General features: G+C 60.8%; 10 protein-coding genes and 1 pseudogene. 2 read left to right on the plus strand and 9 right to left on the minus strand.

The window, feature by feature from the left end; all coding sequences use genetic code 11:
- Positions 1-13: 13 nt before the first annotated feature.
- Positions 14-463 (plus strand): hypothetical protein, encoded by a 450-nt coding sequence (locus ACZRN6_RS07185; protein ID WP_322142907.1) that lies wholly within the window; start codon positions 14-16, stop codon positions 461-463.
- A gap of 209 nt (positions 464-672) precedes the next feature.
- Here ACZRN6_RS07185 and ACZRN6_RS07190 read toward each other — a convergent pair whose 3' ends face one another.
- Entirely contained in the window at positions 673-1,056 is a 384-nt protein-coding gene (locus ACZRN6_RS07190) for a type II toxin-antitoxin system PemK/MazF family toxin (protein ID WP_322142906.1), read from the minus strand.
- A 67-nt stretch (positions 1,057-1,123) separates the two neighbouring features.
- On the minus strand, positions 1,124-2,038 hold the full coding sequence (locus ACZRN6_RS07195) for a LysR family transcriptional regulator (RefSeq protein WP_464007573.1): 915 nt from the start codon (positions 2,036-2,038) through the stop codon (positions 1,124-1,126).
- A 180-nt stretch (positions 2,039-2,218) separates the two neighbouring features.
- Here ACZRN6_RS07195 and ACZRN6_RS07200 point away from each other — a divergent pair, with 180 nt between their 5' ends.
- Complete coding sequence (locus ACZRN6_RS07200) at positions 2,219-3,436, plus strand: MFS transporter (protein WP_464007672.1); 1,218 nt, start codon at positions 2,219-2,221, stop codon at positions 3,434-3,436.
- Positions 3,437-3,489: 53 nt separating this feature from the next.
- Here ACZRN6_RS07200 and hemE read toward each other — a convergent pair whose 3' ends face one another.
- From hemE to ACZRN6_RS07235, 7 genes and pseudogenes are all read right to left on the minus strand, one after another.
- Positions 3,490-4,557 (minus strand): uroporphyrinogen decarboxylase, encoded by a 1,068-nt coding sequence (gene hemE / locus ACZRN6_RS07205; protein WP_322142901.1) that lies wholly within the window; start codon positions 4,555-4,557, stop codon positions 3,490-3,492.
- A gap of 237 nt (positions 4,558-4,794) precedes the next feature.
- Positions 4,795-6,213 (minus strand): FAD-dependent oxidoreductase, encoded by a 1,419-nt coding sequence (locus ACZRN6_RS07210; RefSeq protein ID WP_322142900.1) that lies wholly within the window; start codon positions 6,211-6,213, stop codon positions 4,795-4,797.
- 32 nt (positions 6,214-6,245) lie between these two features.
- Positions 6,246-10,691, minus strand: coding sequence for a glutamate synthase large subunit (gene gltB, locus ACZRN6_RS07215; protein ID WP_464007574.1), 4,446 nt, complete (start codon positions 10,689-10,691; stop codon positions 6,246-6,248).
- 351 nt (positions 10,692-11,042) lie between these two features.
- Positions 11,043-12,596: an AAA family ATPase gene (locus ACZRN6_RS07220; protein WP_464007575.1), complete on the minus strand. Its 1,554-nt coding sequence runs from the start codon at positions 12,594-12,596 to the stop codon at positions 11,043-11,045.
- A gap of 10 nt (positions 12,597-12,606) precedes the next feature.
- Entirely contained in the window at positions 12,607-13,707 is a 1,101-nt protein-coding gene (gene aroB, locus ACZRN6_RS07225) for a 3-dehydroquinate synthase (RefSeq protein ID WP_464007576.1), read from the minus strand.
- Positions 13,708-13,854: 147 nt separating this feature from the next.
- The gene (aroK, locus tag ACZRN6_RS07230) at positions 13,855-14,373 is read right to left on the minus strand and encodes a shikimate kinase AroK (RefSeq protein ID WP_322142896.1); all 519 of its coding nucleotides are present in this window, start codon (positions 14,371-14,373) and stop codon (positions 13,855-13,857) included.
- A 4-nt stretch (positions 14,374-14,377) separates the two neighbouring features.
- Positions 14,378-15,643 (minus strand): annotated as a pseudogene (locus tag ACZRN6_RS07235) (type IV pilus secretin PilQ); the annotation flags it as partial.
- Positions 15,644-15,761: the final 118 nt, after the last annotated feature.

The raw sequence follows: 15,761 nt of genomic DNA on the forward strand, positions 1-15,761 counted from the left end.
CTGGAGAAATGGAATGTCTTCCCTGCTACGCGCAACACTGGTCGCTTTGGCCCTGCTCACCACCGCTGGCTGCACCAACAAACCGGTGCTCAACCCCCAGCACGACTTGCCGACGAACCCGCAGGTCAACGAAGAAAAAATGAAGCAAACCATCGTGGCGGCCTTGAACAAACGCGAATGGGTGGTTCAGCGCCTGAGCCCGCAACTGGTCCAGGCCGAGATCAACGTGCGCAACCAGTACCACGCTGAAATCGACATCCGCTACACCGCCACCCACTACGCCATCACCTACCGCGACAGCCGCGACCTGGGCTACAAGGACGGCAAGATTCACCGCAACTACAACCGCTGGGTGAGCATGCTGGACCGGGACATTCTGGCGGCATTGCGCACCAATGGGGTGAGTGACACCGGGTCGGCGGCGCAGTTGTTCCAGCAGACCGGGACTTCGAAGCAAAACTGAAATACCAGAAACGACAAAGGGCGCCTTTCGGCGCCCTCTTCACAAACAGGTTGGCTTGTCATCGCCGGTTCCTGCCTGGCTCTGCGATGGCTGGTTGCCCAGGATCCTCAGAGTCTCACAAGCCCCTTTCGGGAACTCGGCCAGTATGCCTGAAAACCTGCACCCGGCAATCGGTGGCAAAGCGCCTGTCTTTGACAGTTGGCCCCTCGCTACAATCCCAGCGCACTGCGCACCGCCGCTTTTATCGCTGAAAACTGCTCACTGGAAAGCTCCGCGATTTTGTAAGTTCGTTTTCCATGCCGGTCTTTACTCTTGATTCGATCAAGCCTGCCAAGACTGACAGTGGCAACAATGTCGCACTTCGCCCAGCAGACCGGATTAGCTCCCTGCAGGTGGCTTTCGAGCTGCAAGTGGTGCTCAAGCAACGTCTGCGGTGCTGTAGTGCTTAACGGGACTACCGTTACCAACAGCTTATTCGTTCGGTGTTTGCGTATCACGATAACGGGCCTGATCTTGATAATCTCCGGCACCTCGTATCCCCGAAAATCACAAATCAGCACACTGCCTTCTTTCGGCTGGTAGAGAAGTGTCATCCATGTCACTCGCTTAAGAAAGAAGCGATTCTGCGCAAATCCACTGCAAACCACTAAGAAGGTTCCGTTACCTGATATGTGATCGCGGCTGCACCGCCGCCTTGCGCGTCAACAGCTCCACAAACGCCTTGGCCATCGGCGTTTGCTGGCCCTTGCGCTGCACCAGCCACACCGCCGTCACCGCCTCCTGATCCAGCAAGGTGCGGTAAACCACGCCATCAATGCGGATCCGCTGATACGACGCCGGCAGCACCGAAACACCCAACCCCGCTGCCACCAGGCCGATGATGGTCATCGCCTCGCCTGCCTCCTGTGCAAAGTGCGGGCTGAAGCCGGCATCCCGCGCCAGGTTCAGCAATTGGGCATATAAGCCGCTGCCGTAAGTCCGCGGGAAAAACACAAAAGGTTCTTCGGCCAATTGCGCCAGGTGCAAGCCGCGCTCACTGCCCTCCACCAACGGATGACCGGCGTTCAGCACGGCCACCAAAGGCTCGCGCATCAACTCCACGACACTCAGCGAATCAGGCAATGGCAACGGCCGCATGAGCCCCACCTGTATCGACTCATCCACCAGCGACTCGGCCACTTGCGTGCTGCTCATCTCCTGCAAATTCAGATGCACCGCCGGGAATGCCTGGCGAAACGCGAAGATCGCCTGTGGGATGCTGGAGTTGAACGGCGCAGAAGAGGTGAAGCCAATTTTCAACTCACCCAGCTCCCCCAACTGCGCCCGGCGCGCCACGTCCGCTGCTTTATCCACTTGCGCCAGCACCAAACGCGCCTCTTGCAGGAACAGCCTGCCCGCCTCGCTTAACTCGACCCGACGATTGGTACGCTCAAATAACCGCGCTCCAATCTCCTGCTCCAGCGCCTGGATCTGCTGGCTCAGTGGTGGCTGGGAAATGCCCAGCACCTGCGCAGCGCGGCCAAAATGCAGCTCTTCAGCCACGGCAATGAAGTAACGCAGGTGGCGCAATTCCATGAAAACCTCATTAGGTCGTAAAACCTCTTAAACAGGTCGAACAATATATTGGAAAGAATCATTAGCGAGCTATATTCTTTTTCCATTGCCAGCCCTGGCAGCCTTTCCTCCCCGAGGTCCCGCGTGAAATCTGCTGTCGCTCCGCTCGCTCAAGAAGTACCGCCCACCGCCCTCGATGACGTGGTGGCGCAGCTCAACGAGCAGTACATCGAAAAAGGCACCCCGATGTTCATGCGCACGGTGCTGGCGCTGTTTTCCGGTGGTTTCGCCACCTTTGCCCTGCTCTACTGCGTACAGCCGATGATGCCGGCGCTATCCCACGAATTTTCCATCAATGCCGCGCAAAGCAGCCTGATCCTCTCGGTGGCCACCGGCATGCTCGCCATTGGCCTGCTGATTACCGGGCCGATTTCCGACACCCTGGGACGCAAGCCGGTGATGGTCGCTGCGCTGTTCTGCGCCGCGCTGGCCACCATCGCCAGCGGCCTGATGCCGAGCTGGGAAGGTATCCTGCTGATGCGCGCCCTGGTGGGCCTGTCCCTCAGCGGCCTGGCGGCAGTGGCCATGACCTACCTGAGCGAAGAGATCCACCCGCAACACATCGGCCTGGCCATGGGTTTGTACATCGGTGGTAACGCCATTGGCGGCATGAGCGGGCGTTTGATCATCGGCGTCTTGATCGACTTCGTGAGTTGGCACACGGCGATGCTGATCATCGGCGCCCTGGCGCTGATTGCGGCCACGGTGTTCTGGAAAATCCTCCCCGAATCGCGCAACTTCCGCGCCAGCACCCTGCGCCCGCGCAGCCTTATTGATGGCTTCACCCTGCACTTCAAGGATGCCGGCCTGCCGTGGTTGTTCCTCGAAGCCTTCGTGCTGATGGGCAGCTTCGTCACGATGTTCAACTACATTGGCTACCGCTTGCTGGCCGAGCCGTACGACTTGAGCCAGGCCGTGGTCGGCCTGCTGTCGCTGGTGTACCTCTCGGGCATCTACAGCTCGGCGAAAATCGGCTCCCTGGCCGACCGCCTGGGCCGTCGTCGCGTGCTGTGGGGCACCATCGTGCTGATGCTCGGCGGCATCGCCCTGACGCTGTTCACGCCCCTGTGGCTGGTGGTGCCCGGCATGCTGATCTTCACTTTCGGCTTCTTCGGCGCCCACTCGGTGGCCAGCAGCTGGATTGGCCGCAGGGCGCTGAAAGCCAAGGGGCAGGCGTCGTCGCTGTACCTGTTCAGCTACTACCTGGGGTCGAGCATTGCGGGGACGGCGGGTGGTTTCTTCTGGCACTACGCGGGATGGAACGGGATAGGCGGGTTTATCGTCGTGCTGTTGATCGTTGCGTTGCTGGTGGCATTGAAGCTGGCGAAATTGGCGCCGTTGCAGGAAGCCAAGGCTTAACCATCGCCCACAAAAAAGCCCGGCATCTGCCGGGCTTTTTCATTGGCGCATTATCACTCGTGATACTGCGCCGACAACTCATGCACCGCCCGCAGGAACGCGCCGGCGTGCTCCGGATCAACCTCCGGGGTGATGCCGTGGCCAAGGTTGAACACGTGACCGCTGCCTTTGCCGTAGCTGGCGAGGATGCGACCGACTTCAGTGCGAATGGCCTCCGGCTTGGCGTACAACACGGTCGGGTCCATGTTGCCTTGCAGCGCCACCTTGTTGCCTACGCGGCGACGGGCTTCGCCGATGTCGCAGGTCCAGTCGAGCCCCAACGCGTCGGCACCGGCGTCGGCGATGCTTTCGAGCCACAGGCCGCCGCCCTTGGTGAACATGATGACTGGCACTTTGCGGCCTTCATGTTCGCGGATCAGGCCGCTGACGATTTTGCGCATGTAGGCCAGGGAAAATTCCTGGTACGCCGCCGCCGACAGGTTGCCGCCCCAGGTGTCGAAGATCTGTACCGCCTGGGCGCCGGCCATGATCTGGCCGTTGAGGTAGGAGGTGACCGACTGCGCCAGCTTGTCCAGCAACAGGTGCATGGCTTGCGGGTTGTCGTAGAGCATGGCCTTGGTCTTGCGGAAGTCTTTCGACGAGCCGCCTTCGACCATGTAGGTGGCCAGGGTCCATGGGCTGCCGGAGAAGCCGATCAGCGGCACGCGGCCATTGAGCTCGCGGCGGATGGTGCTGACGGCGTCCATCACGTAGCCCAGGTCTTTGTGCGGATCAGGGATCGGCAAGGCTTCGATGTCGGCCAGGGTGCTGACGACTTTCCTGAAACGCGGGCCTTCGCCGGTTTCGAAGTACAGGCCCTGGCCCATGGCGTCAGGGATGGTCAGGATATCGGAGAACAGGATGGCCGCATCCAGCTGTGGATAGCGGTCCAGCGGTTGCATGGTGACTTCGCAGGCGAACGCAGGGTTCATGCACAGGCTCATGAAGTCGCCGGCGTGGGCGCGACTGGCGCGGTATTCCGGCAGGTAGCGACCGGCCTGGCGCATCATCCACACAGGGGTGACGTCCACGGGTTGCTTGAGCAGGGCACGAAGGAAACGGTCGTTCTTGAGGGCAGTCATGTCGGCATCCGCAAAAAAAGTGCGGGCATTTTCTCAGAGCGCGACGCAAAAGGCACGACAAGAGCCGTGCCTTTTGTCTATCGGGTCAATTTGTCGCAATGAGTGGCAGCACAAACCCCAATGTGAAATGAGGTTTGTGTGGGAGCTGGCTTGCCTGCGATAGCATCAACTGGGTCTGGTTGACAGACCGAGTTGCCTGCATCGCAGGCAAGCCAGCTCCCACATTTGAGCGCATGATCAGACCTGCAGGTAATCCAGGATCCCTTCTGCGGCATTGCGCCCTTCGAAGATCGCGGTTACCACCAGGTCAGAACCGCGAACCATGTCGCCACCGGCGAAGATTTTCGGGTTGCTGGTCTGATGCTTGTACTGGCCTTGTTCCGGGGCTACTACGCGGCCCTGGCTGTCGGTCTGGATCTCGAACTGCTCGAACCACGGCGCCGGGCTTGGGCGGAAACCGAAGGCGATGACCACGGCGTCCGCCGGGATGATCTCTTCGGAACCCGGGATCGGCTCAGGGCTGCGACGGCCACGGGCGTCCGGTTCGCCGAGACGGGTCTCGACCACTTTCACGCCTTCGACACGGTCCTCGCCCACAATGGCGATCGGCTGGCGGTTGTAGAGGAATTTCACGCCTTCTTCCTTGGCGTTCTTCACCTCTTTGCGCGAGCCCGGCATGTTGGCCTCGTCACGACGGTACGCACAGGTCACCGACTTGGCGCCCTGGCGAATCGACGTGCGGTTGCAGTCCATCGCGGTGTCACCACCGCCCAGCACCACGACCTTCTTGCCTTTCATGTCGACGAAATCTTCCGGCGACTTTTCAAAGCCCAGGTTGCGGTTGACGTTGGCGATCAGGAAGTCGAGCGCGTCATGCACGCCCGGCAGGTCCTCACCGGCAAAGCCGCCCTTCATGTAGGTGTAGGTGCCCATGCCCATGAACACGGCATCGTATTCTTCAAGCAGTTGCTCCATGGTCACGTCTTTGCCGATTTCGGTATTGAGACGGAACTCGATACCCATGCCGGTGAAGACTTCGCGACGATGGCTCAATACGGTTTTTTCCAGCTTGAACTCAGGGATGCCGAAGGTCAGCAGGCCACCGATTTCCGGGTTCTTGTCGAACACCACCGGGGTCACGCCGCCACGTACCAGCACATCGGCACAGCCCAGGCCAGCAGGCCCGGCACCGATGATCGCGACACGCTTGCCGGTCGGCTTGACCTTGGACATGTCCGGGCGCCAGCCCATGGCGAACGCGGTGTCGGTGATGTACTTCTCGACCGAACCGATGGTCACTGCGCCGAAGCCGTCGTTAAGGGTGCACGCACCCTCGCACAGACGATCCTGCGGGCACACCCGCCCACACACTTCCGGCAGGGTGTTGGTCTGGTGCGACAGCTCGGCGGCGGCGAGGATGTTGCCCTCGGCCACCAACTTGAGCCAGTTCGGAATGAAGTTGTGCACCGGGCACTTCCATTCGCAATACGGGTTACCGCAACCCAGGCAGCGGTGGGCCTGGTCGGCCGAGTGCTGGGGTTTGAAGGGTTCGTAGATCTCCACGAACTCTTTCTTGCGTTGACGCAACAGTTTCTTCTTCGGATCTTTGCGCCCGACATCGATGAACTGGAAGTCGTTATTCAGACGTTCAGCCATGTTAAAACCTCATCAAACTCTTCAGGCGCATATCACTGCGGGTTGGCACGGATGCTGGAAAGCAACGATTTCAGGTTGGCAGCCTTGGGCTTGACCAGCCAGAAACGGCGCAGGTAGTCATCAAGGTTTTCAGCGAGGTTACGACCCCATTCGCTGTTGGTTTCCTCGACATATTCGTCCAGCACATGCTGCAAGTGGTTGCGATAGGATTCCATCGCTTCGCCGCTGATCCGCTGGATCTCCACCAACTCGTGGTTCACCTTGTCGACGAAGGTGTTGTCCTGGTCGAGCACGTAGGCGAAACCGCCGGTCATGCCCGAACCGAAGTTGTAGCCGGTCTTGCCCAGCACCGCGACAAAACCACCGGTCATGTACTCGCAGCAGTGATCGCCGGTGCCTTCAACCACGGTGTGGGCACCGGAGTTACGCACTGCGAAACGCTCACCGGCCGTACCGGCTGCAAACAGCTTGCCGCCGGTTGCGCCGTACAGGCAGGTGTTACCGATGATGGCACTGTCTTGAGTCTTGTAGACGCTGCCCACCGGCGGGACGATCACCAGCTTGCCGCCGGTCATGCCCTTGCCCACGTAGTCGTTGGCGTCGCCTTCGAGGTACATGTTCAGGCCACCGGCGTTCCATACGCCGAAGCTCTGGCCAGCGGTGCCCTTGAAGCGGAAGGTGATCGGCGCCTTGGCCATGCCCTGGTTGCCGTGCTTGCGTGCAATTTCGCCGGAGATGCGTGCGCCGATGGAGCGGTCGCAGTTGCAGATATCCAGGGCGAATTCGCCACCGCTCGCATCATTGATAGACGATACAGCCATCTCGACCATCTTCTCGGCCAGCAAGCCTTTGTCGAACGGCGGGTTGCGCTCAACCTGGCAGAACTGGGGTTTGTCGGCCGGGATGTGATCGCTGCCCAACAGCGGAGTCAGGTCCAGGTGCTGTTGCTTGGCGGTCTGGCCTTGGAGGATGTCCAGCAGGTCGGTACGGCCGATCAGCTCTTCCAGCGAACGCACGCCCAGCTTGGCCAGCCACTCACGGGTTTCTTCGGCGACGTAGGTGAAGAAGTTCACCACCATGTCGACGGTACCGATGTAGTGGTCCTTGCGCAGCTTCTCGTTCTGGGTGGCCACGCCGGTGGCGCAGTTGTTCAGGTGGCAGATGCGCAGGTATTTGCAGCCCAGGGCGATCATTGGCGCGGTGCCGAAGCCGAAGCTTTCGGCGCCGAGGATCGCGGCCTTGATCACGTCGAGGCCGGTTTTCAGGCCACCGTCGGTTTGCACCCGGACCTTACCGCGCAGGTCGTTGCCGCGCAGGGTCTGGTGCGTTTCCGCCAGGCCCAGTTCCCACGGTGCACCGGCGTACTTGATGGAGGTCAGCGGCGAAGCGCCGGTGCCGCCGTCGTAGCCGGAGATGGTGATCAGGTCGGCATAGGCCTTGGCCACACCGGCGGCGATGGTGCCCACGCCGGCTTCTGCTACCAGTTTCACCGAGACCAGGGCCTTCGGGTTGACTTGTTTGAGGTCGAAAATCAGCTGCGACAAATCCTCGATCGAGTAGATGTCGTGGTGCGGCGGCGGCGAAATCAACGTCACGCCCGGCACCGCATAACGCAGCTTGGCGATCAGGCCATTGACCTTGCCGCCTGGCAGTTGCCCACCTTCACCCGGCTTGGCGCCTTGGGCGACCTTGATCTGCAGCACTTCGGCGTTCACCAGGTATTCCGGGGTCACACCAAAGCGGCCAGTGGCGACCTGCTTGATTTTCGAGCTCTTGATGGTGCCGTAGCGCGCCGGGTCTTCACCGCCTTCGCCGGAGTTGGAACGCGCACCCAGGCGGTTCATGGCTTCGGCCAGGGCTTCGTGGGCCTCGGGCGACAAGGCACCCAGGGAAATACCGGCGGAGTCGAAACGCTTGAGGATCGATTCCAGTGGTTCGATCTCGCTGATGGCCAGCGGCGTGTCCAGGGTTTTCACCTTGAACAGGTCGCGGATCATCGACACCGGGCGGTTATCCACCAGCGCGGTGTATTCCTTGAACTTGGCGTAGTCGCCCTGCTGCACGGCGGCTTGCAGGGTGCTGACCACGTCCGGGTTGTAGGCGTGGTATTCGCCACCGTGAACGAACTTCAGCAGGCCACCTTGCTGGATCGGCTTGCGCGCGCTCCAGGCTTCGGCGGCCAGGGCTTTCTGCTCGGCTTCGATGTCGACGAAACGTGCGCCCTTGATGCGGCTCGGCACGCCACGAAAGCTCATCTCGCAGACTTCTTCCGACAGGCCGATGGCTTCGAACAATTGAGCGCCACGGTAGGACGTGACGGTGGAGATGCCCATCTTCGACAGGATCTTCAGCAGGCCCTTGGTGATGCCTTTACGGTAGTTCTTGAACACCTCGTAGAGGTCGCCCAGGACTTCACCGGTACGGATCAGGTCGCCGAGGACTTCGTACGCCAGGAACGGGTACACCGCCGAAGCGCCGAAGCCGATCAACACCGCAAAGTGATGCGGGTCGCGGGCAGTGGCGGTTTCAACCAGGATGTTGGAGTCGCAACGCAGGCCCTTTTCGGTCAGGCGGTGGTGCACCGCGCCGGTGGCCAGCGAAGCGTGGATCGGCAGCTTGCCCGGGGCAATATGACGGTCGGTCAGCACGATCTGGGTGCGACCGGCACGCACGGCTTCTTCAGCCTGATCGGCGACGTTGCGCACAGCGGCTTCAAGGCCGAGGCTCTCGTCGTAGTTCAGGTCGATGATCTGGCGGTCGAAGCCTGGGCGATCCAGGGTCATCAACGAGCGCCACTTGGCCGGGGAAACCACGGGCGAGCTGAGGATCACGCGCGAAGCATGCTCAGGCGACTCCTGGAAGATGTTGCGCTCGGCACCGAGGCACACTTCCAACGACATCACGATGGCTTCACGCAGCGGGTCGATCGGCGGGTTGGTCACCTGCGCGAACTGCTGGCGGAAATAGTCGTACGGCGTACGCACGCGCTGGGACAGCACGGCCATTGGCGTGTCATCGCCCATCGAGCCAACGGCCTCGTAGCCTTGCTCGCCCAATGGGCGCAGCACTTGGTCACGCTCTTCGAAAGTGACCTGGTACATCTTCATGTACTGCTTGAGTTGGTCCACGTCATAGAAAGCCGAACCGTGGTCGTTGTCTTCCATGGTTGCCTGGATGCGCAGGGCGTTCTTGCGCAGCCATTGCTTGTACGGATGACGCGACTTCAAGCGGTTGTCGATGGCGTCGGTGTCGAGGATCTGACCGGTTTCGGTGTCCACGGCCAGGATCTGGCCAGGACCTACGCGGCCCTTGGCAATCACATCTTGCGGCTGGTAGTTCCACACGCCGATTTCCGACGCCAGGGTGATGAAGCCGTTGGTGGTGGTCACCCAACGCGCCGGGCGCAGGCCGTTACGGTCGAGCAGGCACACGGCGTAGCGACCGTCGGTCATTACCACGCCGGCCGGGCCGTCCCACGGTTCCATGTGCATCGAGTTGTACTCATAGAACGCCCGCAGGTCGGGGTCCATGGTCTCAACGTTCTGCCACGCTGGCGGAATGATCATACGCACGCCACGGAACAGGTCGATGCCGCCGGTGACCATCAGTTCGAGCATGTTGTCCATGCTGGAGGAGTCGGAACCCACGCGGTTGACCAGCGGGCCGAGCTCTTCCAGGTCCATCAGGTCGTTGGCGAACTTGGTGCGACGGGCCACAGCCCAGTTGCGGTTGCCGGTGATGGTGTTGATCTCGCCGTTGTGGGCGAGAAAACGGAATGGCTGGGCCAGCGGCCATTTCGGCAAGGTGTTGGTAGAGAAGCGCTGGTGGAACACGCAGATCGCGGTTTGCAGGCGCTCGTCTTTAAGGTCTGGATAGAAGGCGGTCAAATCCGCCGGCATCATCAGGCCTTTATAAATGATGGTCTTGTGCGAAAAGCTGCAGATGTAGTGGTCGGTGTCAGCGGCGTTGGACACCGACGAGCGACGACGCGAGGTGAACAGCTTGATCGCCATGTCCTGGTCGCTCAGGCCGTCGCCTGCGATGAACACTTGTTCGATCTGTGGCAGACGCTCCAGGGCCAGGCGGCCGAGTACGCTGGTGTCGATCGGCACTTTGCGCCAGCCGACGAGTTGCAGGCCGGCGGCCAGGATCTCGCGGTTCATGTGCTCGCGAGCGGCTTCGGCTTTTACCGGGTCCTGGTTGAAGAACACCATGCCCACGGCGTACTGCTTGGGCAAATCGGCGTCGAAATGCTCCTTGGCGACTGCGCGCAGGAACTGGTCGGGCTTTTGAATCAGCAAGCCGCAACCGTCACCGGTCTTGCCGTCGGCGTTGATCCCACCGCGGTGGGTCATGCAGGTCAGGGCCTCGATGGCCGTTTGCAAAAGGGTATGACTGGGCTCGCCCTGCATATGGGCTATCAGGCCGAAACCGCAGTTATCCTTGAATTCATCGGGTTGGTACAGACCTGCTTTCATAGACACTTTCTCACCAGGCTGCCTCTTTTTTCGAGGCAAATTTCTTTTCAATTCAACCGGTTACCTTCCACGCCGAACGTACGCCGGCTTAGCGGGGGCAAAAGGGAGGTCATTGTACACACCGACACAGACGCTCACAAATTTAGCGACGAAATGTCGCAAATCTATGTCGCATTTATGAAAGGTTTAAAGCGATATGCTGTGCTAGTCAAAACTTTTTTAATTCTGACCGCTACGACTCAAAAGCTGGTGTGACGCAGACACCACAAAGCGCGCGGCCTTCAGGGCTGCACGCTGTGCTGTTTTTTTTTGAGGTGCCTAGAGGGCGGCCTGGGTAAGGCCGCCGGTTCTTCAGCGAGTTGTTGCCAGTTCTTGTTGAACGCTGGCCACAGTGCGAGGCCAAGGTTTACCAGCCTGGACCTTCGCTGGCAAGGCCTTGATAGCGGATTCAGCTGCTGCACGGCTGGAGAAGTTGCCGTAAGTGATCACGAAGAGAGGCTTGCCGTTGAGCACTTTCTTGAAATAACGGTACTCGCCGCCCTGCTCTTTCACGAACGCCTGGGCGTTGGCTTCGGAGCTGGTGCCAAGGATCTGCACCACGAAGTTGCCGGTAGGCTGGCTGGTGTACCAGCTGCTGCCGGTAGCGCCGGCCTTGGCCACGGTCACAGGCTTTTCAGCAGGCTTGGCGGCAGGCGCCGGTTTGGCCGCAGGTGTTGGAGCTGCAGGCTTGGCAACAGGCGCCGGCTTGGCGGTGGCCACCTGGGCCGGTGCAGGCGTCGGCTTGGCAGCCGGTTGGCCCGCTGGCACGCCAGCCGGTGGTGCAGTGGTGGTGACGGTCGGCGGTGTGGCGCTGGAACCTTCGACCGGTACGCCGTCGTCGCCTTCGTTGATGCCGCCTGCTGCTTCAGCCAGAGGGCCGCGCATCACAGGCTGGCCAACCATCGGCAGGTTGGTCGGCTGGCCGGAGTTGGCAAACTCTACGTTCGGTGTTGGTTTGCCCAGTGGCAACTGCGCCTGTTCGGTTGGCGCGCCAGCGGTGGTCGGGGCCTTGCTGCGACCTGGAATCAACCAGGCGGCGGCGACGGCAACCACGACAACGGCAGAAATTGCCAATACGTGCTTCTTCGGCATAGTAAACCCCATCTTTGGACGCTTAACCGCTGAACGGCTGGCAATCATGGCTTCGATCATCGCATCCCGGGCAACCTGGTTGATGGTGCCAGGCCAGCCGTCGGAGCTTTCGTGAATATCAGAGATCTGCGAAGCAGAGAAAAGTTCGATGCCCTGCCCTGCGCCTTCAAGCCGCTGGGCCAGGTATTCGCGGGTTTCTTCTTCTTCGTACGGCTGCAACTCGATGACGTGGAACAGCTCCTGCTCGCCGCTGATCTGCTCAAGCTCGGCGATCAGTGACGATTCGCCAAACAGGAACACATGCGGGCGGCCTTCCGGGGTACCGGCCGCCAGGGCCAGCAACGCTTCCAGGGCGGATTCGTCGAGCTGCTCGGCGTCGTCCACCAGCAGGTAGACTTCCTGGCCGGTCAGGCCCAGTTGCACCACTTGCTTGAGGATTGCGTTCGGCTCGGCGGTGGACACGTCCAGGGCCTGGGCCACTTGGCGCAACACACCTGCTGCATCACCGGCACCCCGGGCGGAAACCACCACGCTCTGCACCGATTGCTTGTTGGTGCTGGCTACCAGCGCCTGGCGCAGCAAGGTCTTGCCGCTGCCCAGAGGGCCGGTGACCACCAGCAGCAACTGGCTGTAGCGCGCCAGGTGGTGCAATTGCCCCAGCACCGGCTTGCGTTGCGCAGGGAAAAATTTGAAACCAGGCACCCGTGGAGCAAAAGGGTCGTGGTTTAACTGGTAATGGCCGAGGAACGCCTCGTCGGCATGCAAACTAGTCATCGGGATCTTATTAACCTTTAAGCTGGGCCAGGGCGCGGTAATCCGCTCCCAGCGTGGCCTGTAAAATCTCTTTCGGATAATCGTCGGTCACTACCGCTTCGCCCATTCGGCGCAACAGCACCAGTCGCAGTCGACCGTCGATCACTTTCTTGTCTATTGCCATGTGTTCGAGAAAATCTGCCTCGGTCATCTCCTCGGGAGGAATGACTGGCAACCCGGCGCGCTGCAACAGGCGGATCCCGCGATCACGCTCCTGGGCGCTGATCCAGCCCAAGCGTTGCGACATCTCAAGTGCCATCACCGTGCCAGCCGCTACGGCCTCTCCATGCAACCACACACCATAGCCCATGTGGGTCTCGATCGCATGGCCGAAGGTATGGCCGAGGTTCAAGGTGGCGCGCACGCCGGACTCACGCTCGTCGGCATTCACCACCAACGCCTTGGCGGCGCAGGAACGGGAAATCGCTTCAGTCAGCGCCACCTGGTCCAGGGCGCGCAAGGCGTCAACATGCTCTTCGAGCCAGGTCAGGAAGGGTTCGTCGCAGATCAGCCCGTACTTGATGACTTCTGCCAGGCCCGCCGACAGCTCGCGGGGCGGCAAGGTATTGAGGGTTGCGGTGTCGATCAGCACTACATTCGGCTGATAGAACGCGCCGACCATGTTCTTGCCCATCGGGTGGTTGATACCGGTCTTGCCGCCTACCGACGAATCAACCTGGGACAGCAACGTGGTTGGCACCTGGATGAAGTCCACGCCGCGCTGGTAGCAGGCAGCCGCAAAGCCGGCCATGTCGCCGATCACACCGCCACCCAGCGCCACCACGGTGGTGCGACGGTCATGACGGGCAGTCAGCAGGCCATCAAAGATCAGTTGCAGGGTTTCCCAGGTCTTGAAGGCTTCGCCGTCGGGCAATACCACCGAGATCACCGAGTACGCCGAAAGGCTGCGGCTCAGACGCTCAAGGTACAGCGGCGCGACCGTTTCATTGGAGATGATCGCCACTTGTCGCCCGGCAATATGCGGTGCGAGCAACTCGGGCAGGTCCAACAAACCTTCGCCAATATGGATCGGGTAGCTGCGCTCGCCAAGATCGACCTTAAGTGTCTGCATGTGTCCCCGCGTTGAAGATGAAAGCAGGCGTATCGCCCTACATTAACGTTGTCGGCAACGTCGGGCCCCGATGCTGCCTAATGGCTCTACGCCATAACTCGGACGGTCATGACGCGCCGCCGAGAATAGCGCATTTCGGCCCTGGCTTTAACGGGGAGGCAACTGCGCCAGGCGCTCAAGAATGTCGAGAACGACCATTCGTGGCGGCCGCTCATCGGTTTCCACCACCAGATCGGCGATTTCTCGATACAGCGGGTCACGCAGCGTCAGCAGGTCCCGCAGGGTTTTGGCCGGATCGGCGGTGCGCAGCAACGGGCGATTGCGATCACGCGCGGTACGGCCCACCTGCTGCTCGACAGATGCATGCAGGTAAACCACGCGACCGCCGGCATGCAGCGCCCGGCGATTCTCTTCGCGCATCACCGCGCCGCCGCCGGTGGCCAATACCACGCCATCGCAGCCGCACAGCTCGGCGATCATCGCCTGCTCGCGGTCACGAAAGCCCAGTTCGCCTTCCTTATCGAAGATCCACGGGATATTGGCGCCCGTGCGCAATTCAATTTCCTTATCGGAGTCTTTGAATGGCAGGCGCAGCTCTTTGGCCAGCAAACGGCCGATGGTGCTTTTTCCAGCGCCCATCGGTCCAACAAGAATCAAATTTCGCACAGAATCAACGACTCACAGCAATCGCCTGGTTATTCATAATACGCGGAGTCAGGAATACCAGCAGCTCGGATTTTTTCTCCGAAACCACATCCCGCCGGAAAAGGCGGCCAAGATACGGCACATCGCCCAAAAATGGCACTTTATCTACCACTTTGCTTTGGGCAGTGGAGAAAACCCCGCCTATGACGATGGTCTCGCCATCCTTGACCAGCACCTTGGCGTTCACCTCGTTTTTCTTGATCGGCGGCACATCGTTGAGCTTGTTCAGGTAGTCGGGTTCGTCCTTGGTGACCTTGACCTCCATGACCACCCAGCCATCCGGGGTGATTTGCGGCGTCACCTCCAATGACAACGAGGCCTCCTTGAATGACACCGAGGTGGCGCCGGTGGAGCTGGATTCCTGGTAGGGAATCTCGGTGCCCTTGAGGATTCGCGCGGTTTCCTTGTCGGAGGTGACGACCTTGGGCTGCGAGACAATTTCCCCGTTGCCGGTTTTTTCCATGGCGGTCAGCTCCAGGTCCAGCAGCAGGTTGTCGGTGATAAACGCGATGCCCAGGCCGGCGCTGCCATTGACCGTGCCCAGGTCCACAAACGGAGCGCTGGTTGGGTGCTCGGCCGGCTCGGTACCTTCGGCCAGCGCTTTCCTGATTCCGCCAGCACTCCAGTTACCTCGGTTGACCTGCCCACCCCAGCGCACCCCGAGGCTTTTGTCGTAGTCGACATTGGCCTCGACAATGCGCGCCTCAATCATTACCTGGCGCACGGGGATGTCCAGTTGCGCGACGATCCGGCGCAGCTCCTCCAGGCGCGCCTGGGTCTGGTAGGCGATGATGTTGTTGGTGCGATCGTCCACCGCCACCGACCCGCGTTCATCGGTTGCACCTTCCAGGCCCACTGCCGACTGGAACAGCTTGGCGAGGTCCGAGGCCTTGGCGTAATTGACCTGCAGCAGCTCGCGGCGCAGTGGCGCCAGCTCGGTCATTTGTTTGCGCGACTCCAGCACCAGCAGTTCGCGGGCAGCCAACTCCTCGGCCGGCGCGACCAGCAGCACGTTGGCCGTAATGCGCTTGTCCAGCCCCTTGGTTTGCAACACCAGATCCAGTGCCTGATCCCAGGGCACATCCTTGAGGCGCAGGGTGATCGAACCCTGCACATCATCGCTGGCCACCAGGTTGAGGCCGGCGACGTCGGCGATCTGCTGCAGCACCGCGCGCAACTCGATGTTCTGGAAGTTGAGGGACAGTTTGCTGCCGGTATAAGCCACGCGCTCGGTGTTCAGCGGGACATTGCCGGGTGGCGGCAGGTGAATCAGGTCGATTCGATTGGGCACAGCCATGACCATCGGTGCCGTGAACGCTATCCATAGCGCCACACCGAAGGACGAAAAA

It is taken from the genome of Pseudomonas sp. A125 (genome assembly GCF_055409485.1).